This is a genomic window from Pseudarthrobacter sp. NIBRBAC000502772 (assembly GCF_006517235.1).
GTDB lineage: Bacteria > Actinomycetota > Actinomycetes > Actinomycetales > Micrococcaceae > Arthrobacter.
In genome coordinates this window covers 2,056,954-2,076,365 of sequence record NZ_CP041188.1, presented here as the reverse complement: position 1 = coordinate 2,076,365, position 19,412 = coordinate 2,056,954, and the positions used below count along the sequence as shown (strand labels likewise).

At 66.7% G+C, this 19,412-nt stretch carries 19 protein-coding genes; 5 read left to right on the top strand and 14 right to left on the bottom strand.

Annotated features, from left to right (window positions below; genetic code table 11):
- Positions 1-9 precede the first annotated feature (9 nt).
- The 6 genes from pgsA to NIBR502772_RS09635 form a co-directional block, all read right to left on the bottom strand.
- Positions 10-645 carry a CDP-diacylglycerol--glycerol-3-phosphate 3-phosphatidyltransferase gene (gene pgsA / locus NIBR502772_RS09660; protein ID WP_141140025.1) on the bottom strand — a complete coding sequence of 212 codons (636 nt, stop codon included), beginning with the start codon at positions 643-645 and terminating at the stop codon, positions 10-12.
- Positions 646-654: 9 nt separating this feature from the next.
- A complete protein-coding gene (locus NIBR502772_RS09655; protein WP_141140024.1) occupies positions 655-3,573 on the bottom strand; it encodes a DNA translocase FtsK in 2,919 nt (972 codons plus the stop codon).
- A 130-nt stretch (positions 3,574-3,703) separates the two neighbouring features.
- A complete protein-coding gene (locus NIBR502772_RS09650) occupies positions 3,704-5,395 on the bottom strand; it encodes a ribonuclease J (RefSeq protein ID WP_056342897.1) in 1,692 nt (563 codons plus the stop codon).
- A gap of 41 nt (positions 5,396-5,436) precedes the next feature.
- On the bottom strand, positions 5,437-6,345 hold the full coding sequence (gene dapA, locus NIBR502772_RS09645; protein ID WP_141140023.1) for a 4-hydroxy-tetrahydrodipicolinate synthase: 909 nt from the start codon (positions 6,343-6,345) through the stop codon (positions 5,437-5,439).
- A gap of 125 nt (positions 6,346-6,470) precedes the next feature.
- Positions 6,471-7,217 (bottom strand): carbon-nitrogen hydrolase family protein, encoded by a 747-nt coding sequence (locus tag NIBR502772_RS09640; RefSeq protein WP_141140022.1) that lies wholly within the window; start codon positions 7,215-7,217, stop codon positions 6,471-6,473.
- A 4-nt stretch (positions 7,218-7,221) separates the two neighbouring features.
- Positions 7,222-7,530 carry a hypothetical protein gene (locus tag NIBR502772_RS09635; RefSeq protein WP_210412450.1) on the bottom strand — a complete coding sequence of 103 codons (309 nt, stop codon included), beginning with the start codon at positions 7,528-7,530 and terminating at the stop codon, positions 7,222-7,224.
- A gap of 226 nt (positions 7,531-7,756) precedes the next feature.
- On the opposite strand from NIBR502772_RS09635, the gene NIBR502772_RS09630 reads away from it, so the two are divergent.
- Complete coding sequence (locus NIBR502772_RS09630) at positions 7,757-8,992, top strand: heparan-alpha-glucosaminide N-acetyltransferase domain-containing protein (protein ID WP_141140021.1); 1,236 nt, start codon at positions 7,757-7,759, stop codon at positions 8,990-8,992.
- 35 nt (positions 8,993-9,027) lie between these two features.
- On the opposite strand, the gene NIBR502772_RS09625 is transcribed toward NIBR502772_RS09630, so the two are convergent.
- From NIBR502772_RS09625 to NIBR502772_RS09595, 7 genes are all read right to left on the bottom strand, one after another.
- Positions 9,028-9,507 (bottom strand): hypothetical protein, encoded by a 480-nt coding sequence (locus NIBR502772_RS09625; RefSeq protein ID WP_141140020.1) that lies wholly within the window; start codon positions 9,505-9,507, stop codon positions 9,028-9,030.
- A 3-nt stretch (positions 9,508-9,510) separates the two neighbouring features.
- Entirely contained in the window at positions 9,511-10,281 is a 771-nt protein-coding gene (gene dapB, locus NIBR502772_RS09620; protein ID WP_141140019.1) for a 4-hydroxy-tetrahydrodipicolinate reductase, read from the bottom strand.
- A 94-nt stretch (positions 10,282-10,375) separates the two neighbouring features.
- Entirely contained in the window at positions 10,376-10,837 is a 462-nt protein-coding gene (locus NIBR502772_RS09615) for a molybdenum cofactor biosynthesis protein MoaE (protein ID WP_141140018.1), read from the bottom strand.
- Positions 10,827-11,387: a MogA/MoaB family molybdenum cofactor biosynthesis protein gene (locus NIBR502772_RS09610; RefSeq protein WP_141140017.1), complete on the bottom strand. Its 561-nt coding sequence runs from the start codon at positions 11,385-11,387 to the stop codon at positions 10,827-10,829. The genes NIBR502772_RS09615 and NIBR502772_RS09610 overlap by 11 nt, the downstream gene beginning before the upstream one ends.
- Positions 11,384-11,878 carry a cyclic pyranopterin monophosphate synthase MoaC gene (moaC, locus tag NIBR502772_RS09605; RefSeq protein ID WP_141140016.1) on the bottom strand — a complete coding sequence of 165 codons (495 nt, stop codon included), beginning with the start codon at positions 11,876-11,878 and terminating at the stop codon, positions 11,384-11,386. Before moaC ends, NIBR502772_RS09610 begins: the two co-directional genes overlap by 4 nt.
- Positions 11,866-13,110 carry a gephyrin-like molybdotransferase Glp gene (gene glp / locus NIBR502772_RS09600; protein WP_141142016.1) on the bottom strand — a complete coding sequence of 415 codons (1,245 nt, stop codon included), beginning with the start codon at positions 13,108-13,110 and terminating at the stop codon, positions 11,866-11,868. The genes moaC and glp overlap by 13 nt, the downstream gene beginning before the upstream one ends.
- 23 nt (positions 13,111-13,133) lie before the next feature.
- The gene (locus NIBR502772_RS09595) at positions 13,134-14,690 is read right to left on the bottom strand and encodes a molybdopterin-dependent oxidoreductase (RefSeq protein WP_246848790.1); all 1,557 of its coding nucleotides are present in this window, start codon (positions 14,688-14,690) and stop codon (positions 13,134-13,136) included.
- Positions 14,691-14,938: 248 nt separating this feature from the next.
- On the opposite strand from NIBR502772_RS09595, the gene moaA reads away from it, so the two are divergent.
- The 4 genes from moaA (at position 14,939) to NIBR502772_RS09575 (ending at position 18,225) form a co-directional block, all read left to right on the top strand.
- On the top strand, positions 14,939-15,931 hold the full coding sequence (gene moaA / locus NIBR502772_RS09590) for a GTP 3',8-cyclase MoaA (protein ID WP_210412420.1): 993 nt from the start codon (positions 14,939-14,941) through the stop codon (positions 15,929-15,931).
- Positions 15,864-16,178, top strand: coding sequence for a hypothetical protein (locus NIBR502772_RS09585; RefSeq protein ID WP_371706831.1), 315 nt, complete (start codon positions 15,864-15,866; stop codon positions 16,176-16,178). Before moaA ends, NIBR502772_RS09585 begins: the two co-directional genes overlap by 68 nt.
- Positions 16,179-16,182: 4 nt before the next feature.
- Positions 16,183-16,449 (top strand): MoaD/ThiS family protein, encoded by a 267-nt coding sequence (locus NIBR502772_RS09580; protein ID WP_141140014.1) that lies wholly within the window; start codon positions 16,183-16,185, stop codon positions 16,447-16,449.
- A gap of 198 nt (positions 16,450-16,647) precedes the next feature.
- Positions 16,648-18,225: an HNH endonuclease signature motif containing protein gene (locus NIBR502772_RS09575; RefSeq protein ID WP_141140013.1), complete on the top strand. Its 1,578-nt coding sequence runs from the start codon at positions 16,648-16,650 to the stop codon at positions 18,223-18,225.
- A gap of 22 nt (positions 18,226-18,247) precedes the next feature.
- Here the strand turns inward: NIBR502772_RS09575 and NIBR502772_RS09570 are convergent, their stop codons facing one another.
- Positions 18,248-19,387, bottom strand: a complete 1,140-nt coding sequence (locus NIBR502772_RS09570; protein WP_141140012.1) for a helix-turn-helix transcriptional regulator — start codon at positions 19,385-19,387, stop codon at positions 18,248-18,250.
- Positions 19,388-19,412: the final 25 nt, after the last annotated feature.

The following is a 19,412-nucleotide window of genomic DNA, read 5'->3' as shown; positions in this document are numbered from 1 at the left end:
ATCGGCTCCCTAGTTGCCAGCTGTAGTTTTTCCGGCCCGTTTGCCCTGTGACCGGATGCGCAGGGCTTCAATGACGTATTCGACGCCGGTCCATACCGTGATCAGGACGGCCACGATCATGACGGCGAAAGCCACCCAGACAAGCCACGGCGCCAGCGCGCCAAGGGGCAGGAGATACAGGAAGATCGCTGCTGTCTGAACGACAGTCTTGAGCTTGCCCCCGCGCGAGGCCGGGATGACACCGTACCGGATGACAAAGAAACGAAGGGCGGTGATGCCCCATTCCCTGACGAGGATGACGATGGTGACCCACCACGGCAGTTCATTCAGGATGGACAGCATCACCAGGGCTGAGCCGATGAGGAGCTTGTCGGCGATGGGGTCGGCGATTTTGCCGAAATTGGTGACGAGGCCGCGGCTCCTGGCGATGTCGCCGTCGAGCTTGTCGGTGTAGATCGCGACGGCGAACGCCGCCACCGCGGCCCAGCGCCACGGCCCGGACTCGCTGTCCAGCCCGGGGGCGTCGGCGAGGAGGAACCAGACGAAGAACGGCACCAGCGCGATGCGCAGCATGGTCAGGATGTTGGGAAGATTCCAGATTCCTGGGCTGCTGGAGCCGGCGGCATTTGCTTCGGTGCTAGTCACACTCCTAGGCTACCGTCCGGTGAGCGACCAAGCGTCTTCGGAACCGTCCTCGTCGTCGCCCGAGGTGGCGTCGGCGCCGTCGAAGTACTCAACCTTCTGGCTGCGCTGGTCCAGGTCCGCCTGCACGAGGTCCTCCGCATAACCGCCCTGGGCAATGTTCGCGTTGGCGTTGTCGCTGAGCGCTGCCGTCTGTGAATCAGCAATGGCCGGCGCGTCCTGGCCCTTCATGGCTGCCAGCACCGACGCGAGGTCGTCCGGCTTCACCAGGACGTCGCGTGCCTTGGACCCTTCGGAGGGGCCGACCACTCCCCTGGACTCCAGGAGGTCCATTAGCCGTCCGGCCTTGGCGAAGCCCACCCGGAGCTTGCGCTGGAGCATTGACGTCGATCCGAACTGTGTGGTGACCACCAGTTCGGTGGCCGAAAGCAGCACTTCGAGGTCGTCCCCGATGTCGTCGTCGATCTGCTTTTTTGGCGCTTCGGGGGCGACATCGTGGCGGTAGTCGACTTTGAGCTGGCCCTTGACGTGTTCCACGACCTTGTGGATTTCAGACTCCGTGACCCAGGCGCCCTGGACACGCATGGCCTTGGAGGCACCCATCGGCAGGAACAGCGCATCGCCCTGGCCGATGAGTTTTTCGGCCCCGGGCTGGTCAAGGACCACGCGGGAGTCCGTGACGGAGGACGTGGCGAAGGCCATCCGGGAAGGCACGTTGGCCTTGATCAGGCCGGTGACGACGTCCACGGAGGGCCGCTGGGTGGCCAGGACCAGGTGGATGCCGGCGGCACGGGCCAGCTGGGTGATGCGGACGATGGAGTCTTCGACGTCGCGCGGGGCCACCATCATCAGGTCGGCGAGCTCGTCAACAATCACCAGCAGGTACGGGTAGGGCCGGATGACGCGCTTGGAGTCCACGGGCGGCTGGACCTTGCCGGCGCGGACCGCCTTGTTGAAGTCATCGATGTGCTTGAACCCGTAGTTGGCGAGGTCGTCGTACCGCGCATCCATTTCGCGGACCACCCACTGCAGGGCCTCGGCGGCCTTCTTCGGGTTGGTGATGATGGGCGTGATGAGGTGCGGGACGCCTTCGTAGGCGGTCAGTTCCACACGTTTGGGATCCACCATGACCATGCGGACCTCGTCCGGGGTTGCCCGCATGAGGATCGAGGTGATCATGGAGTTCACGAACGAGGACTTGCCGGCGCCGGTGGCACCTGCGACGAGCAGGTGGGGCATCTTGGCGAGATTCGCCACGACATAACCGCCTTCGACGTCCTTGCCGACGCCCATCACCATGGGGTGGTCGGTCCGGCGGGCGTTCTGGCTGCGGAGGACGTCACCGAGGGAGACGGTTTCGCGGTCCGTATTGGGGATCTCGATACCAATGGCGGACTTGCCCGGGATGGGGCTGAGGATCCGGACGTCGCTGGAAGCCACTGCGTAGGAGATGTTCTTGGACAGGGCGGTGACGCGCTCCACCTTCGTGCCCGGGGACAGCTCAATCTCGTACCGCGTGACGGTGGGCCCGCGGCTGAAGCCGGTGACCTGTGCTTCCACGTTGAACTGGTTGAGGGTCTCGGTCAGGGAAGCGACGATCGCGTCGTTGGCCTCCGTGCGCTCTTTTGGAATGGAGCCCGGGGTCAGAACGTCCGACGGCGGCAGGGTGTAGGTGACGTCGCCCGCCAGTGAGAGTTGCTCGGTCCGCTGCGGAATGGGCGCGGGCAGGGGCATGGGTGTGACGGGCTTGGCCGGCACCTGCGCAACGGCGGCGGATGCAGCGTTGAGTGAGCCGGCGGCCACCATCCCGGGTGTGACCAGCGGGATGGCCTCGGTGGCGTTGTCCTCTGCCGGAGCCCTCCCTGCAGTGCCGAGGCCCTGGGCGGCTTTGATTTTCTCGACGGCGATCTCCGCCTTCGTGGGGCGGCGCACACCGGGAGCGGGGCGCGATCCACTGCCGGATTTTGCGTCGGCCTCGTCGTCGATAACGGCGTGCTCGAAGGCTTCGTCGCCCACATAACCTTCCAGCCCGGCGTCGGACTCGTCGTCCTTGCCGAAGAAACGCCGCTTCTTCTTCCGCGGCGCCGGGGTTGCCTTCGATTCCTCGAGGTAGCTGCGGTCGTGGCTGTCCCCGTCGTCGCCGGGTTCCTGCAGGTCCAGGCCCATCAGATGCTCATAGGCACCCCGCAGGCGGCGTGGAATGGCCCCGAAGGGGGTGGCGGTAATGATGAGCAGCGAGATGAAGGCCAGCAGGCCGTAGACCACCACGGGCACCGCCGCATGGATGGCCCCAAGGGGTGAGGCGGCCAGGAAGCCGAGCATACCGCCGGCCTGCCGGAGGCCGTCGAAGCCTTCGGCAACGGTGGGCTGCCCTCCCACCACGTGGGCAAGGCCGCAGCCCGCAAACGTCATGATGAGGAAACCGATCCCCACCCGGTTGTTTCCGCGGCCGTCGTCGGGCTGCCGGAAGAGCCGGAAGGCACACACAAAAAGCATCAGCGGCAATAGCAGTGACATCCAGCCGAAGGTGCCGTTGACCACGCCGTAGACAGCGTCGGGGAACCAGCCGGTCATTCCCCACCAGGCGAAGGTGGCGATGAAGACGCCCAGGGCAAGGTTGAACAGGGCCGCGCCGTCGCGGCGCTCCTCCGCCGGCAGGTCGCTGACGTCGGAGCCGATCCTGCGGACACCGCCGCCGACCAGATGGCCCACGGCCAGCCAGGCGCCGCCGACAATACGCAGGAGCCAGGGCTGCCGCTGTTCGACGGCGGGAAGCTGGCGCGTGCGTGCGGTGCCGGCCGAAGAGCCAGCCCGGCCGCCGGTGCGGCTGGACGCTGTGGCGCCTGCACCGCGGCCCGCCGGGCTGCCGGATTTGGCGCTGGATTTGCCGCCAGCGGTGCCTCGGGGCACGGGAGTGGTACGAGTGGCCATACGTGCCACGGTACCGGAACTGGCGCGGTTTTCCGCGGATTTCCGGCTGTTCCCGGCCTCATGTTGCGGATGGGAAAGGCCCGGTTCTACAAGAACCGGGCCTTTGCCATTCCGCTTGCCTTCGGGGCTGTTACGCCTCGAGGACCACCGGGATGATCATGGGCTTGCGGCGCAGCTTGCGGTTGACCCAGGTGCCGACAACTCGGCGGACAACCTGCTGGAGCTGGTGGGTGGTGTGGTCCGTGCGGTTGAGCACGGCTTCTTCCAGGGCGGCGTTGATCTTGGGGATGATCTCGTCGAAGACGGAATCGTCCTCGGCCACGCCACGGGCGTGGATCTCGGGTCCGGAGACCACCTTGCCGGTGGTGCGGTTGATGACGGTGATGATGGAGATGAAGCCTTCATCGCCAAGCGTCTGGCGGTCCTTGAGGTCCGCTTCCGTGACTTCGCCGACGCTGGAGCCGTCCACGTAGACAAAGCCCACTTCAACCTGGCCCACCACGTCTGCGCGGTGGTCCTTGAGGTCGATCACGGTGCCGTTGTCGGCAAGGATGACGCTGGCGGTGGGGACGCCGGACTCAATGGCGATCTTGCCGTTGGCGATCAGGTGGCGGGTCTCGCCGTGCACGGGCATGGCGTTGAGCGGCTCAAGGATGTTGTAGCAGTAGAGCAGCTCGCCGGCGGCTGCGTGTCCGGAGACGTGCACCTTGGCGTTGCCCTTGTGGATCACGTCCGCGCCGAGCTTGAGCAGGCCGTTGATGATGCGGAAGACGGCGTTTTCGTTGCCCGGGATGAGGCTGGAGGCCAGGATCACGGTGTCACCGTCGCCCACTACTACGCGGTGGTCGCCGTTGGCCATGCGGGACAGCGCGGCCATCGGTTCGCCCTGGGAACCTGTGGACATCAGGACCACGCGGTTGTCCGGCATGTTGTCGATGTTCTTGATGTCCACGAGGAGGCCGTCGGGAACGTCGAGGTAGCCGAGCTTGGCGGCGATGGCCATGTTCCGGACCATGGAGCGGCCCACGAAGGCCACCTTGCGGTTGTGCTTGGCGGCGGCGTCCAGCACCTGCTGGACGCGGTGGACATGCGAGGAGAAGGACGCCACGATGATGCGCTTGGTGGCCTGGCCGAAGAGCCGTTCCAGCGTGGGGCCGATTTCCTTTTCGGCGGTGGTGAAGCCCGGCACGTCAGCGTTGGTGGAGTCGGACATAAAGAGGTCAACGCCCTCTTCACCCAGCTTGGCGAAGTGCCGGAGGTCGGTGATCCGGCCGTCCAGGGGCAGTTGGTCCATCTTGAAGTCGCCCGTGTGCAGGACAGTGCCGCCGGCCGTGCGGATGAACACAGCCAAAGCATCGGGGATCGAGTGGTTGACCGCGACAAACTCGCACTCGAAGGGGCCAAACTTTTCGACCTGGCCCTCTTCAACGGTCATCGTGTACGGACGGATCCGGTGTTCCTGCAGCTTGGCCTCGATGAGCGCCAGGGTCAGCTGTGAGCCCACCAGGGGAATGTCGGCGCGCAGCCGCAGGAGGTAGGGAACGGCGCCGATGTGGTCCTCGTGGCCGTGGGTCAGGACAACGGCCACGATGTCGTCAAGACGGTTCTCGATGTAAGAGAAATCGGGCAGGATCAGGTCAACGCCGGGCTGGGTCTCCTCCGGGAAGAGGACACCACAGTCCACGATGAGCAGTTTTCCGTCGATTTCGAACACGGCCATGTTCCGGCCGATCTCCCCCAGTCCGCCCAGCGGAACGATCCGAAGGGTGCCTTGCGGCAGGCGTGGAGGCGTGACAAGGCCAGGAAGGGCGGTTTGGGTCATAGTGCACTACTTTCCAGGCGGAAGGGTGCTGGTCTTAGCCCTCAGGGAAAGACCAGCCCCGCTTCCGCCAAATCCTCGCGGATGGATACGATCTCGGCTTCGTCCGGCTCCACGAGGGGCAAACGGACAATCGAGTTGGGCAGGACTCCCTGCCATTTAAGAATTTGTTTGGCTGCAACGGCTCCCTGGACGCGGGTCATCGTTGCCCTCACGACGGGCAGCAGCTCGAAGTTGATCTTACGCGCGGTTTCGAGGTCGTTCGCGTTGATGGCGTCGATCAGCTCGCGGAAGCGGCGCGTTGCGACGTGGGTTGTGACACCCACGAGTCCGACGGCGCCCAAGGACATCCACGGAATGGTGAGTCCGTCATCGCCGGAGTAGAAGTACAGGTCCGTCTCTGCCATCACGCGGCTGGCTGCCATGAAATCGGCTTTGGCATCCTTGACGGCGACGATGTTCGGGTGCTGCGCCAGGCGGATCATGGTTTCGGGCTCGATCGCGATGGAGGAGCGGCCCGGAATGTCGTAGAGCATAACGGGCACATCGGTGGCGGACGCGACAGCTTCGAAGTGTGCCCGGACCCCGGCCTGGCTGGGCTTGTTGTAGTACGGCGTGACGAGCAGCAGGCCGTCGACGCCGAGCGCTGCCGCCTGCTGGGAGAGGCGCACCGAATGTGCGGTGTCGTTCGTCCCGGTGCCGGCGATGATGGCGGCGCGGTCTCCCACGGCCTCCATGACAGCGCGGAACATGCCAAGGTTTTCTTCATCCGAGAGGGTGGACGTTTCACCGGTGGTCCCGGTGACGACCAGGCCGTCGCAGCCATCGTCCACAAGCTTGGTGGCCAGTTCGGCCGCCTGCTTGTAGTCCACGGCGCCATCCTTGGTGAAGGGCGTGACCATAGCGGTCAGGAGCGTACCAAGGACAGGAGCGGTGGCGGATTTGTGAGGCATGGAAAAAACGTTACCCTGTCGGCAGCTGGTTAGGACAATGGGGACGGCGTGATCCGCGTCAACTAGCGGGCCGCGATGCCCCAGGAAATGGGGTCAGCACGCACCGCAGGTCGACTCCCGCGGAGTCAGCGGAATTTCCGCAAGGCACTCCGTTGCAGGATGGCGGTGACTATTTCGGTGCCGGTTCCGGCAGCCTTTTTCATTTCGAAGCCATCCGGTCCCCAGAACCCGCTGAGGCCGCAGGAGGGGCCCAGCGCCGTGTCTCCGCCAAGGTTCGCCAAGATGGCGAACATCCTGTTGTCCATGGCCCTGGCTCCAAGATGCAGGCCAAGCCGCCGTTCTTCCGCCTGCGTGTACAGAGCCGAAACGGCATAGATATCCGCGCCGGCCTGGGCTGCCCCGGTGGAGTGGTCCGGAACCGCGGCGTCAAAACAGATGGCCAGCGCGATCTTCCAGCCATCCAGCTCGATCACGACGGCACCGCCGCCCGCGACGAAGGCCTCCCGCTCCGGGCCGTGGAGGTGGGTTTTGAACCCGAGTCCAGTAGTGCCGTCGGGGTGGATCACGAGGCTGGCGAGCCGCGGCGTGCCGTCAGGTTCCCGATAGGCAGCACCTGCCACGGCGGTGATCCCCGTCCGGCGGCAGATTTCGTGGAGATCGGCCAGGCGCGGGTCATCGCGTTGAAGCCACGAGTCGTCAGCAGCCAGTAGCGCCAGGTGGTACCCCGTCAACGACAGCTCAGGAAACACCACCAGCCGGGCACCGTGGGATTCGGCGTCCTCGACCAGCCGGACGTGTTCTTGCACGTTCGGGATAATCCCGCCTTCCAGCGCCTGGTACTGCACGGCAGAGACGGTCAGGGCATCAGTCACCCCTCTATCCTAGGGATGCGCGCCTGGCCGAGGGAACTACGCCATCCTGCGGCTTCCCTGGCTGGCAGTATCGGTCCACCGCTGCCTCCCGCAGCCCCTCAGCCCAGGCCGCGAGCCGCTGGGCCGCCCGGACGTAGTGGAACAGTTCCGTAGGCATCAAGGCGTCGAGGTCGGTTTCGTCCAACCTGCGGGCCAGCTCTGCACCCGCCGGCTGGGCGGTGAGTGTGACGCCTTCGTCCTGCCACTGGATGTCCACAGGGGGCCGACCTGCCACGAGCTGGCGGAAGAGGAAGTCCACCACTCCCGGGCTCATCGCTTTCATCAGTCCAACAGGCTGTGCCGAGCCGGGGTCCTGGGCGTCCCGGGCGGGGCGCACTGATCCACCGGCGGTTGAGGATTCCGGGAAGGGTCGCGGCTGGGATGGGGTTTGCATGGTGCCCATATTATTCGAACATATATTCGAACACAAGGTCTGCAAGACCGTGTTTCCGGCTGGCTCTTGACTGCTGCCACAAAGGTTCGTGTGAGAACATCGCCTCATGACGTCCCGTGCCCCGGCAAGACCCTCGCGGGTGCCTCGAACCTCACAGGCCGTGGGCCGCCTCCGCGGTATTGACGCAGCCAGGGGGCTGGCGCTCCTTGGCATGATGGCCACACATCTGCTCCCCACCTTCGAGGCAAACGCCGACCTCACTCCCACGTGGATCGGCCTGACCTTCTCCGGCCGCGCGGCAGCCCTCTTCGCCGTGTTGGCTGGCGTGGGCCTGGCGCTGTCCACCGGAAAACAGGTACCTCCGGAAGGTGTTGCCCTGAACGCAGCACGCCGCGGCATCGCACTGCGCGCCCTGGTGATTGCCGCCGTCGGGCTCTCATTGGGCGGGCTGGAAGTGAACCTTGCGATCATCCTGGTCCACTACGCCCTGCTGTTCCTGTGCATCCTGCCCTTCCTTGGCCTGAAGCTGAAGGCACTGTGCGCCTGGGCCGCCGGCTGGATCGTCGTTTCCCCGGTCCTCGCATATCTCCTCCGCCCCTGGCTTATGGCAGCCAATCCGCCCCTGAATCTGGGGCACAACCCGTCCTGGGAAGACCTCTCGACGCCCTTCCCTCTGCTGGGAGACCTGTTCCTGACCGGTTACTACCCGGTGTTCCAGTGGCTGTCGTACCTGCTGGTGGGCCTGGTCATTGGCCGGCTGGCCCTCACCAAGGCGATGGTTCCTGTCCTCCTGCTTGCCGGCGGGACTGCGGTGGCCGCACTGGCCAAGGCTTTGGGCACCGCCGCAATGGAGACCTGGGGCGGCCGTGCCGCGCTGGAGGCAGTCCTGAACGCTCCCGGATACCCGCTGGACAGTGTCCTCCAGGTCAACCTCACGGGAATCCGGCAGGAAGGATCGTGGTGGTGGCTGGCGGCCGCGGCACCGCATTCGGCCACCACGCTGGATCTGCTTCACACCTGCGGCGTGGCGGCCGCCGTTGTGGGTGTGTTCCTCCTGCTCGGCAGGCTGGCTGACTGGCTGGACCTGGACCTGCTGCTGCCGCTGCGCGGCGCGGGGGCGATGACGCTCACGCTCTACTCAGTGCATGTGTGGGTGGTTTCGGCGTTCTACCTGAAGCCGCTGCCCGCGGGCTGGACCGAGGCGGGGATGTACTGGGCACATGCCGTGACGGCCATCGCCGTGGGCATCGTGTTTGTCCTCCTGAAATGGCGGGGGCCACTGGAACTGGTGGGCCATGCCGCCAACCAACTGGGGCGCGGCGGACGGGCCGGCCTGCGCTAGCCTGCCGCCGTTGACCTGCCGCCGAGAGCAGGCTCCTACGCCGGAACGTTGCCGCGGAACAGCTTCACGGCGTCGCGCATGGAGGCGCGGGCGCGCTTGCGGTCCCCGGCAGCGTCATAGGCGCAGCTGAGCCGGAACCACGAACGCCAGTCGCCGGGCGCGGCCTCAGCCTCGGACTTGTACTTTTCGAATTCCAGATCCGCCGCTGAGCGGACGATCCGGCCGGCGGGTGTGCGCGGGAGTTCGTCCACCGGGAGCCCGCCTTCGGCCTCGAGGACCTTGGCCATCTGTTCCGTGCGCGCACCGAACAGCAGTTCACGGATCATGGCCCAGGCGCCGATGGCCGGGAGGACCAGGTAGGCCGCTCCGATGGCCTTGGCGGCGGGGTTGCTGTCCAGCAGCAGGAGAACGGAGCGCTGGAAGGACACCACCAGGTAGAAGACCAGCAGGAGCGTGACGGCACCCACCCAGATCTTGGTGCGGTTCTTCCGGAACGCAGCCAGGAACTCGCCCACGGCCTAGAGCCCCAGGTCCAGGTAGCCGTCCAGGCCAACCGTCAGTCCCGGATGCGCGGCGACGTTTCGCACGCCAAGCAGCACTCCGGGCATAAAGGAAGCACGGTCAAAGGAATCATGGCGGAAGGTCAGCTGCTCCCCCGGACCGCCGAGGAGCACCTCCTGGTGGGCCACCAGCCCGCGCAGCCGGACGCTGTGAACGCGGACTCCTTCAACCTCGCAACCCCGCGCGCCGGCGAGTTCGCTGGTGGTCGCGTCAGGACTGGGCGGAACGTCCGCAGCCTTGCGCTCGGCAGCGATGAGCTGGGCGGTGCGCACAGCGGTCCCGGACGGCGCGTCAACCTTTTCCGGGTGGTGCAGTTCGATGATTTCGACGGACTCGAAGTATTTGGAGGCCTTGGCAGCGAAGGCCGAGGCCAGCACGGAGCCGAGGGCGAAGTTGGGGGCGATCAGCACTCCGGTTTCCGGGTTCTCTGCCAGCTGGGCTTCCAGGGCGGCGAGCCTGGTGGCATCCCAACCCGTGGTTCCCACGACGGCGTGCATGCCATGCTCGACGGCGTAGCGGACGTTCGCTTCCGTGCTTTCGGGGACGGTGAGGTCCACCACTATGTGGGCACCTGACGTGGCCAGCTGGTCCAGCGAGTCGCCGCGTCCCAGGGCGGCTACGAGCATCAGGTCGGAGGCAGCTTCAACGGCCTTTACGGCTTCGGCGCCCATGCGCCCGTTGGCGCCCAGGACAGCCACGCGGGTGGGCACGGAGAGTTGTTCGGTCATGCCGTTAACCCTACCGTCGGGCCGGGTGCGGGATTGAACCGGAGGCTGTGCGTTACCTCGCAACCGCCGGAACGCGGAGGGAAGCCCGTGGTGCTCAGCTGCCTGCGCCCACCCACTCCACCGTGCCGTCGGCGAAGAACTGTTCCTTCCAGATGGGAACCTGCTCCTTGATGCGGTCCACGAGTTCGGAACACACGGCAAAGGCCTGTCCGCGGTGCGCAGCCGAGACCGCACAGACCAGCGCCGGATCTCCGATGTTGAGCATCCCGATGCGGTGGGCAGCCCAGATCCGCACAGGCTGCGTGGCGGCCCCGTCGCCGGCATGTTCGGCGGCCAGGCGGGCGACGACGTCGGCCATTACCTGGTGAGCCGTGGGGTGCGCACTGTAACTGAGCCGCTCCACTGCCTTGCCGCCGTCGTGGTTCCGCACCACCCCGCTGAAACTGACCACGGCCCCTGCGGTGTCAGACTCCACCGCGGCGATGGCCTGCTCCACGGAGATGGGTTCTGCGCTCAGCACCGCGTGGACCACTTCGAAAACCGCGTCAGTGCCCATGACCGCCCTCCAGCTGGTCGCACAGGTGCCCGATCAACGGATCGAGCACAGCCAGTCCGTCCATAACGCCCTTGGGCGACCCGGGCAGGTTAATGATGAACGTCTGCCCCGCAGCGCCGGCATGCCCGCGGCTGAGCGCGGCGAGCGGCGTTTTGGCTGCCCCTTCGCGCCGGGTGGCCTCCATGATGCCCGGGATTTCCCGGTCCAGAAGGGGCAGGGTGACCTCGGGTGTGCGGTCGTCCGGGCTGAGCCCGGTGCCGCCGCTGGTGATTACGACGGCGGGATGCTGGGTGAGGAGGGCCCGGATCGCCGCACCGACCGGCTCACCGTCCGGCACCACCATGGCGGGGTACGCCTCAAAGCCATGCTCGGTGAGCCAGTCGATGATGACGGGCCCGGTTACATCCTCATAGATGCCTGCGGCGGCCCGGGTGGACGCGATGACAACCCCGGCCTTCCGGCCCTGCACCTCGCCGTGCGTGTGCGGCTCCGGCAGGTGAGTGTGCGGCTCTGTGTTTGGCTCAGCCGGGTAAGTGCTCTCGGTGCTCATAGTGTCCAGTCCCCGCTCTTGCCGCCGCTTTTCGCCAGCACTTTGATGTCGGTCAGCACGGCGTGCTTGTCGACGGCCTTGATCATGTCGTACACGCTGAGGGCAGCCACGGAGGCCGCCGTCAGCGCTTCCATCTCAACCCCGGTGACCCCACGGGTCTTGACCGTGGCCAGGATGGCCACGGAATCGGTTCCGAGCTCGAAGTCCACGGTGACTTTCGAGAGCGGCAAGGGATGGCAGAGCGGGATGAGGTCGGGGGTCTTTTTTGCGGCCATGATGCCGGCAACCCGCGCCACGGCCAGGGCATCGCCCTTGGGCAGGCCGCCGGATCCGAGGAGGCGCAGCACCTCGTCAGTGGTGCGGACGGTGGCAGTGGCGGTGGCTTCCCGGGTGGTTTCGGCTTTCGCGGACACATCCACCATCTGGGCGCTTCCGTCCTGGCGCAGGTGGGTCAGCGCGGACGGGCTATGTTCTGGATTCACAGCATCCATACTTCCACCTCGTCACCCTCGGCGAGCGCCGAAACCCCAACCGGTACGTGCACCAGCGCGTTGGAGCCGGCGAGGGCGTGCATGAGATGGGAGCTTTCGCCCCCTTCCAGGCGGACGGTTCCGTCCCCCTGGAGGGTTCCGCGCCGGACCTGATGCTTGTGTTCGGGCGACGAAAGGCTGTGGCCCAGCCGTGCACGGACAGGGATCCGCGGTGACGGTGCTCCGAACAGTTCAGCCAACACAGGCCGCAGGAACATTTCGAAGGAGACGAGGCAGCTGACCGGATTTCCCGGGAATCCCAGGAAAGGCACGCCGTCGAACGTCCCGATACCCTGCGGTCCGCCCGGCTGCATGGCCACATGCAGGAACTCGGTGGCCTGGCCCTCCATGGCCTGGCGGACAACTTCGTAGGCTCCCTTGCTGACCCCGCCCGTAGTGACGATCAGGTCCACAGTGCCGGCATGGCTGCGCAGCAGTGTACGGAATTCGTCAGGATGGTCCGAGGCGATGGCCGTGCGCACCACGGCCAGGCCTGCTTGCCGCATGGCGCTTTCGAGGAGGGTTCCGTTGGAATCGTAGATCTTGCCGGCCGGCAGGGGCCGGCCGGGTTCCACGACTTCGTCGCCCGTGGTGACCAGCAGGACGGTCACCGGCCTGCGCACAGTAACTTCGGCGATCCCCAGGGCCGCCAGCAGCCCCAGCTGCGCCGGGCCTAGGAAGGTTCCCGCCGCCAGCGCCCGCTCCCCCGCCGCAATATCACTGCCGGCCGACCGCACGAACGTGCCGGCCGCCGTCGCCGGCAACCACACAGTGGTTGTTTCCCCCGGGGCGGGGAACCGGTCCGGAACGGCACGTTCCACGGGCACGACGGCGTCAGCACCGGCGGGAATCATGGCTCCCGTCATGATGGGGGCGGCAGTGCCGCGGTCCAGGGCCGCCGGCACGGCACCTGCCGGAACGGGGACAACCACAGGCAGCTCCGCACCGCCGTCGGGCACGTCCAGGCTGTTGACGGCAAAGCCGTCCATTTGGGAGTTGGCGAACGGCGGGAGGTTCAGGGGGGCCATCACGTCCTGGGCGAGGCCCTTGCCCAGCGCGTCGCGAAGTGCCAGCGTTCCCGTCCGGCCCTGGGCGAGCAGGGGCGCCAGCAGTTCGATCACGGCGGCGCGGTGCAGGGCGACGGACCGTGCCTGGTGGGGCGTGTGGCCGTGCTGGTGCGGAGGGCTGTGCATGGTCCTGCCTTCGGTCCGGGCGGTCATGGATTCACGTCAACTCTAATGGTGTGGAAGCCTGTGGCACCGTCGGGCGCAACCGGCCGGCGTTCCTCCACCTGCGGGTCGCCGTTGAGGTCTGTGGCACGGACCTGGACCTCGTACTGGCCGGGAGTCAGCTCGATGCCCAGCTGCCACTGGTACCAGGTGTCCAGCGAGATCCCGGGCGCGAGGCGGGCCGCCTGCCACGGCCCGCGGTTGACGCGTAGCTCTACTTTTCCGATCCCGGTGTGCTGGGCCCAGGCAACGCCGCCAAACATAACCGTTCCAGCACCCACCCGCCGGCCGGTGCGCGGAACGTCGATCCGCGAGGACGTTTTGATGGGGCCGCGGTCGGACCAGCCGCGCGGCGTCCAGTAGCCGACGTCGTCCGCGAACCTGGTGACGCGGAGTTCCGTGAGCCATTTGGTCGCGGAAACGTAGCCGTAGAGGCCCGGCACGATCAACCGGACCGGGAAGCCGTGTTCCAGCGGCAACGGTTCGCCGTTCATCCCCACCGCAAGCAGGGCGTCCCTCTGATCAGTGAGGACCTCCAGCGGTGTGCCCGCCGTCCAGCCGTCGGAGCTCCGGGACAGCACCATGTCGGCGCCGGATTGCGGCCGGGCAAGGGCCAGGAGTTCCCGCACCGGCCAGCCGAGCCAGCGGGCATTGCCGATCAGGTCCCCGCCCACTTCGTTGGAGACGCAGGCGATGGTGACGTGCCGTTCGATCAGCGGCTTGGCCAACAGATCGGCCAGGTTCAGCTCAATCTCCTGTTCCACCATCCCTATAACGCGGAGAACCCAGGCTTCGGGGTCGAGGGACGGGACGATCAGGGCGGTGTCGATCCGGTAAAAGTCACGGTTCGGTGTGACCAGCGGCTGCATTCCGGCCAGTCCTACCTCGGCGCCGGCCGGGATGGCGGGCGCTCCGGAGACTGCGGCAGGCAGCTGCAGCTTTTCGCGGGCGGTGCTGATGCCGGAGGCTGCACCTCGCCAGACCGCGGCCACAACCCCGCCAACGGCGGTGGCCCCGGCGCTCGCTGCCAGGACCTGCAGGAACGTGCGCCGTCCGGCGGTTCTTTCCGTACCCGCGGGAATTTGCGCCGTCGCGGCGTCTGTCCCGGCTGCTGTCCCCGCGGCGCCTGTCCCAGCTGCGCCGGCCGGGAGCCCTTCGTGGAGCCGGCGGATCAGCCATCCCAGCAGGAGCGCACCGGACAGGGCTGCGGCCAGTGCCACTACAGCCGCAGCCGGGGTCATCTGGGCACGAGTGAGGACCGCACTGAGCCCGACGAGCCCAAAAACAGCAATCACCGCCCCACCGGCAAACCGCCTGCGCTGCTCCAGGATCCCGGCCAACGACCCGACGGCCAGGATAACCAGCAGCATCCCGCCCACGAACACCGCTTTGTCGGCGGTGCCGAACAGCGAGATGGCCCAGTCCTTCACACCCGGCGGAACAGCATCGATCACGGCTCCGCCTACTGCCGTCAGGGGCGAGAGGGACGGACTGAACAGTCCTGCCAGCAGCTCCCCTATGACGACGGCGGCGCCGGCGGCCACGGCTCCCGACGCGGCGGCCCAGCGGCGGCTCCCATGAGCGGCACCATCGGTTCCCGACCGCACTGGCGAGGTGGCGCCGTCGTCGGCCGTTTCCTGCAGGGGCTGGGAGCTGTTCACCTCTCCAGCATAGGTTCGCCGGGCCCCGGCGGCGCGGGACTTCGCCACCGTTCGGAGGGACTTCCTGCGATGGACCGGATCCCGGACGTCATGGGCGTGATCCCGGGGTAAACGTGGCGTAGCCTGAATTCATGAGTGTTCAGCTAGGCATGCCACAACCCCGGGAGGATGCAGGGCCGGGGCTGCCGCCTGCCCGGCCGGCCGGCACGGCGCCGGGGCTGCTGGACCAGTACGGCCGCCGGGCAACGGACATGCGGCTGTCGCTGACGGACAAATGCAACCTGCGCTGCACCTACTGCATGCCGGCCGAGGGGCTTGAATGGCTTTCCAAGCAGGCCGTGATGTCCGCCGAGGAGATCGTGCGGATTGTCCGGATCGGCGTGGAACTGCTCGGTGTTCGCGAACTGCGCCTGACCGGCGGGGAGCCACTGGTCCGTGCGGACCTGATTGACATCATTGCGGCCCTGCGCAGCAACCATCCGGAACTGCCCATCTCCATGACCACCAACGGCGTGGGCCTGGACAAGAAGGCCGCCGCGCTCAAGGCTGCGGGCCTGACCCGCATCAACGTCTCACTGGATTCGCTGCACGAAGAAACCTTCACCAAGCTGACCCGGCGCCCCTTCCTGGACCGTGTCCTGGCCGGCGTCGATGCCGCCTGGGCCGCGGGACTGGGCCCCGTCAAACTCAACGCCGTCCTGATGCGGGGCATCAACGACACCGAGTCGCCGTCCCTGCTCGCCTGGGCGCTGGACCGCGGCTACGAACTACGCTTCATCGAGCAGATGCCGCTCGACGCAGACCACGGCTGGACCCGCCGGAACATGATCACCGCGGCCGAGATCCGCGCTCTGCTCTCGCGCGACTTTGTGTTGAGTCCCGATCCCCGCGCCCGCGACGGAGCCCCCGCAGAACGCTTTGAAGTACGACGCCGGGCGGCCCGGACCGCGGGGCCGGATAGTCCCGTGCTGGGTACCGAGGGACTAGTGTCTGCCGCTAACGCGCATCGGCCGGAAGGCGTGGAGCGGCCGGAAGGCGGAGGCGGCGCCGGAAGGCGTGGAGGCGGCGCCGGAAGCCCAAGGGCCGGTGCTCGGCACCGTGGGCATCATCGCGTCCGTCACTGAGCCGTTCTGCTCTGACTGCCGTCGCACACGGATCACAGCCGAGGGCAAGATCATGAGCTGCCTGTTCTCCCGTGAGGAGTTTGATCTCTTGGGTCTGCTGCGGGACGGCGCCAGTGATCAGGCCCTGGCCGAACGCTGGCAGGATGCCATGTGGGTCAAGCCAAAGGCCCACGGCATGGACCACACAGGTCTCGGCGCGGCGGACTTTGTCCAGCCGGACCGCAGCATGAGCGCCATCGGAGGCTGAATTCTTGAACGTACGTTACTTCGCTGCCGCACGCGCTGCTGCTGGGGTCGAAGAAGAGCTCTTCGTACTCCCTCCCGGGGCGACAGTGGCCGATTTGCTGGAAGCGGTCCTGGCTGTGGACCGCGCCGAGCCCGCTGCTGGCACTCCTCCCCTGCAACGCATCCTGTCCCGGAGCAGTTTCCTGCTCAACGAGGTGGCCGTCCGGGACCGCACGACTGTGTTAAGTCCGGGCGATGTGGTTGACGTGCTGCCCCCTTTCGCCGGCGGGTAGACCACCTCGCAGACGGCGCGAACGGATTCTCACAGACAGTTGAGGCGCCGGATCCTTGGCGCGAGCGGACAGTTGAGTCCCTGCGAGGACACCTTGAAACCGCCCACGGATGCAGGCACTTACAGTTGCTTGGCGGAGTTATGCACATAGCCGTTTAGCCTCGCCGTTATTGTCAGACCCTCCGGGGATGATTTGAGTATGGATAGCAGAGCGGCTGTGGCGACGGCGGAGGCCCTTTCGGTGTCTTTCGCTGAGCTTGCTTCTGCGCTCCGGGGCGGGACCGATTCCGGCTGTTCCGGGGACGCTGATCCGTTGCGCCGGGTGGCAGATGGTTTCCTGGACGGGATGGCCGAGATCTCACGGCTGGACGCCAAAAGTGCCGCCCTGAAGGCCTGGCTGGCCGCCGGTTACTCCGCCGCTGCCGAGGCTTTGGCGGGCCCTGCAACGTCGCCCGAGGACAATACCGGGCAGGAGATGGCCATGGTCGCGGAGGTCGCGTGTGCTCTGACGGTCAGCGAACGGGCCGCCGGCGCCCTCCTCGCCGAGGCGCACTCCCTGACCACTGCCCTGCCTTTGACGTTGTCCGCGTTGCAGGCCGGGACGATTTCGTGGCAGCACGCCCGGATCATGGTCGACGAAACCACCAACCTCGACCCCGCCGGGGCGCAGGCCCTCGAGGCACATTTCCTGGACCCTCACGTGGTGAATCCGGCACGTGGCCCAGCCGGTGAGCTCATCCCCGGGAGGTTCCGGCACAAGGCCCGGACCTGGCGGGAACGCCATCACCCGGTCAGCATCGAAAAACGCCACATTAAGAGCGCCGCGGACCGGCGCCTGGAATACGCCCCGGACCGGGACGGTATGGCCTGGCTCAGCGCGTACCTCCCCGCGGACCAGGCGGCCGGGATCTGGGACCGGACCACCAGCGCAGCTAGAGCCCTCCAAGGCCCGGACGAGGACCGGAACCTCAGCCAGCTCCGCGCCGACAGCGTCGCCACCTGTCTCCTGACCAACAACATCACCGGCGGCGGAACCGGTGATGAGGGTAGGGAAAAGAGCGGCGGCGCGACCGGCGAAACGAGCGACGAAGAGACCGGGGGCCTCGCCGTGAGCGGCGGCGTTCCATCGCCGCGGGCGCAGGTGTTGATCACGGTCCCGGTGTTCTCGCTGCTGGGCCTCACCGACGAGCCAGCCATGTTGGATGGGTACGGCCCGATCCCGCCGTCCATGGCCCGCCACTTGATCGCCGACGGCGCCGAATCCTTCCACCGCGTCCTCATCGACCCCCGCGACGGCGCACCGCTCGAGATCGGGCGGACCGGCTACCGGCTCACCAAAGCCCAACGCCAATGGCTGCGGTTACGCGACGGGAAGTGCCCGTTCCCCGGCTGCAGCAACCACTCCCTCGACAACGAGGCCGACCACCTCCTCGCCTGGGCCCACGGCGGCACCACCGGCATTTCAAATCTCGGCCAACCCTGCCACAAACACCACAGACTAAGACACACCACAGCCTGGAAACCCACCACCGCCACCAAGAACGAACCACCCGGCTGGATATCACCCACCGGACGCCACTACGCCAGCGAACACCCCGACTGGGAACCACCCCGCTGGCCAGCCAACATCCCCATGCCCGGCGCCGGCACCAGCACCGGTTCGGTCTTGGACGCGGATCTGGACTTGGAACTCGAGCTGGACCTGGACCTGGACCTGGACCTGGACCTGGACCTGGACCTGGACCTGGACACAAGCCTGCCACCGGCGTGGAGCTGAATGGAGCTGAACGGCGTTTCAGTTACTGGGCCGTTCCCATCGCCAGGGCCAACAACGTCGCGCGGCTATGGACGCCGCATGTCTCGAAAATCTGCTTGAACTGATCCTGGACGGAATACGCCCCGATCCCCAAGGCAGCAGCCATGGCGTTAGTGTCAGCGCCGCTGGCTGCAAGCTCAAACAATTGCCGCTGCCGCGTTGACAGCCCGAAGCTTCGGGCGAACATGTCAAGCCTTGCCTCTGGAGGACAGGCCTGGATGGTGACGGCCAATGGCGGAATGGCCGCCGTGCCGGTGGAGTCCATCCGGCTGGCCTGGAGGAGGGCCCACTGGCCTGACCCTATGTGCACACGGGCGGACGAAGGATGACGATCCACGCCCGCTTCACGCGCCAGCAATTGGGCAGCGACGTTGAGGACCTCGGCCGGTACGCGTTGAAAGGGACGCGGGCCGGCCTGAAGCAGCCCCAGCCACTCCTCTACCGAAGCCGTTCCACCCACCACAGCCATATCCGCATCCAGAGTCAGCACAGCCTGCTGAGGCAAGTCCGGCCTCGAACTTCCGCCGATTGCTGGCACCTCCGCACGGACAGCCTCGTGTCCTACGGGGTCGAGTCCGCCAGGCACTTCCACAAGAAACTGCCGGGCTATCGAACGACGAAGGGCGGGGGTCACTTCGTGCACGACGGCAGCGAGGTATCCCACTTCCTCGGCACTAAACGGATCGTCCGGATCGGTTCGCCAGAGGTCAATCCAACCCCAGCAGCCGTGCTTGTCCGCCAGCACTGCGAACAGGACATCGGACACTCCGTAGCGCTTCATCAGGCCATCCCATAGCAGGCTCCGTGATGGATCGCCGGCCGTTTCGCGCAGCAGCGTCGTCACCGGCGACGGGCTGATCGCCAACTGCGTCCACCGACCTGCTGGCGTCAGATACTTGAGGCGGATCAGCAACGGCAGCTCGTCCGGGCACGGTATCCGGGCCATGGGCGACATGCCCGTCGCCGTCAGCGGATCTGAGAGCGGCCACACGAAAGCACTGAACGGAAGCACCCGGCCCAACTCAGCGAGCACGGCAGTGCGTAACGCGTGGTGATCCGGGGCGGAGTCGCCGATGAGCCGGATCCGTTCAAGGCTCCTGTTCCAGGGCCCGCCGGAGGTCATTCCCCCAGTATGCCCTCTGTGGACA

Excerpts from the sequence above, each read along its gene's own strand:
- moaA (WP_210412420.1), top strand. The coding sequence starts at position 14,939 with ATGAGTGTTCAGCTAGGCATGCCACAACCCCGGGAGGATGCAGGGCCG.
- NIBR502772_RS09650 (WP_056342897.1), bottom strand. The coding sequence starts at position 5,395 with ATGACCCAAACCGCCCTTCCTGGCCTTGTCACGCCTCCACGCCTGCCG.
- NIBR502772_RS09575 (WP_141140013.1), top strand. The coding sequence starts at position 16,648 with ATGGATAGCAGAGCGGCTGTGGCGACGGCGGAGGCCCTTTCGGTGTCT.
- NIBR502772_RS09610 (WP_141140017.1), bottom strand. The coding sequence starts at position 11,387 with ATGAGCACCGAGAGCACTTACCCGGCTGAGCCAAACACAGAGCCGCAC.
- glp (WP_141142016.1), bottom strand. The coding sequence starts at position 13,110 with ATGCACAGCCCTCCGCACCAGCACGGCCACACGCCCCACCAGGCACGG.
- dapA (WP_141140023.1), bottom strand. The coding sequence starts at position 6,345 with ATGCCTCACAAATCCGCCACCGCTCCTGTCCTTGGTACGCTCCTGACC.
- NIBR502772_RS09635 (WP_210412450.1), bottom strand. The coding sequence starts at position 7,530 with ATGAGCCCGGGAGTGGTGGACTTCCTCTTCCGCCAGCTCGTGGCAGGT.
- NIBR502772_RS09655 (WP_141140024.1), bottom strand. The coding sequence starts at position 3,573 with ATGGCCACTCGTACCACTCCCGTGCCCCGAGGCACCGCTGGCGGCAAA.
- moaC (WP_141140016.1), bottom strand. The coding sequence starts at position 11,878 with ATGGATGCTGTGAATCCAGAACATAGCCCGTCCGCGCTGACCCACCTG.
- NIBR502772_RS09615 (WP_141140018.1), bottom strand. The coding sequence starts at position 10,837 with ATGGGCACTGACGCGGTTTTCGAAGTGGTCCACGCGGTGCTGAGCGCA.
- NIBR502772_RS09570 (WP_141140012.1), bottom strand. The coding sequence starts at position 19,387 with ATGACCTCCGGCGGGCCCTGGAACAGGAGCCTTGAACGGATCCGGCTC.
- NIBR502772_RS09630 (WP_141140021.1), top strand. The coding sequence starts at position 7,757 with ATGACGTCCCGTGCCCCGGCAAGACCCTCGCGGGTGCCTCGAACCTCA.
- dapB (WP_141140019.1), bottom strand. The coding sequence starts at position 10,281 with ATGACCGAACAACTCTCCGTGCCCACCCGCGTGGCTGTCCTGGGCGCC.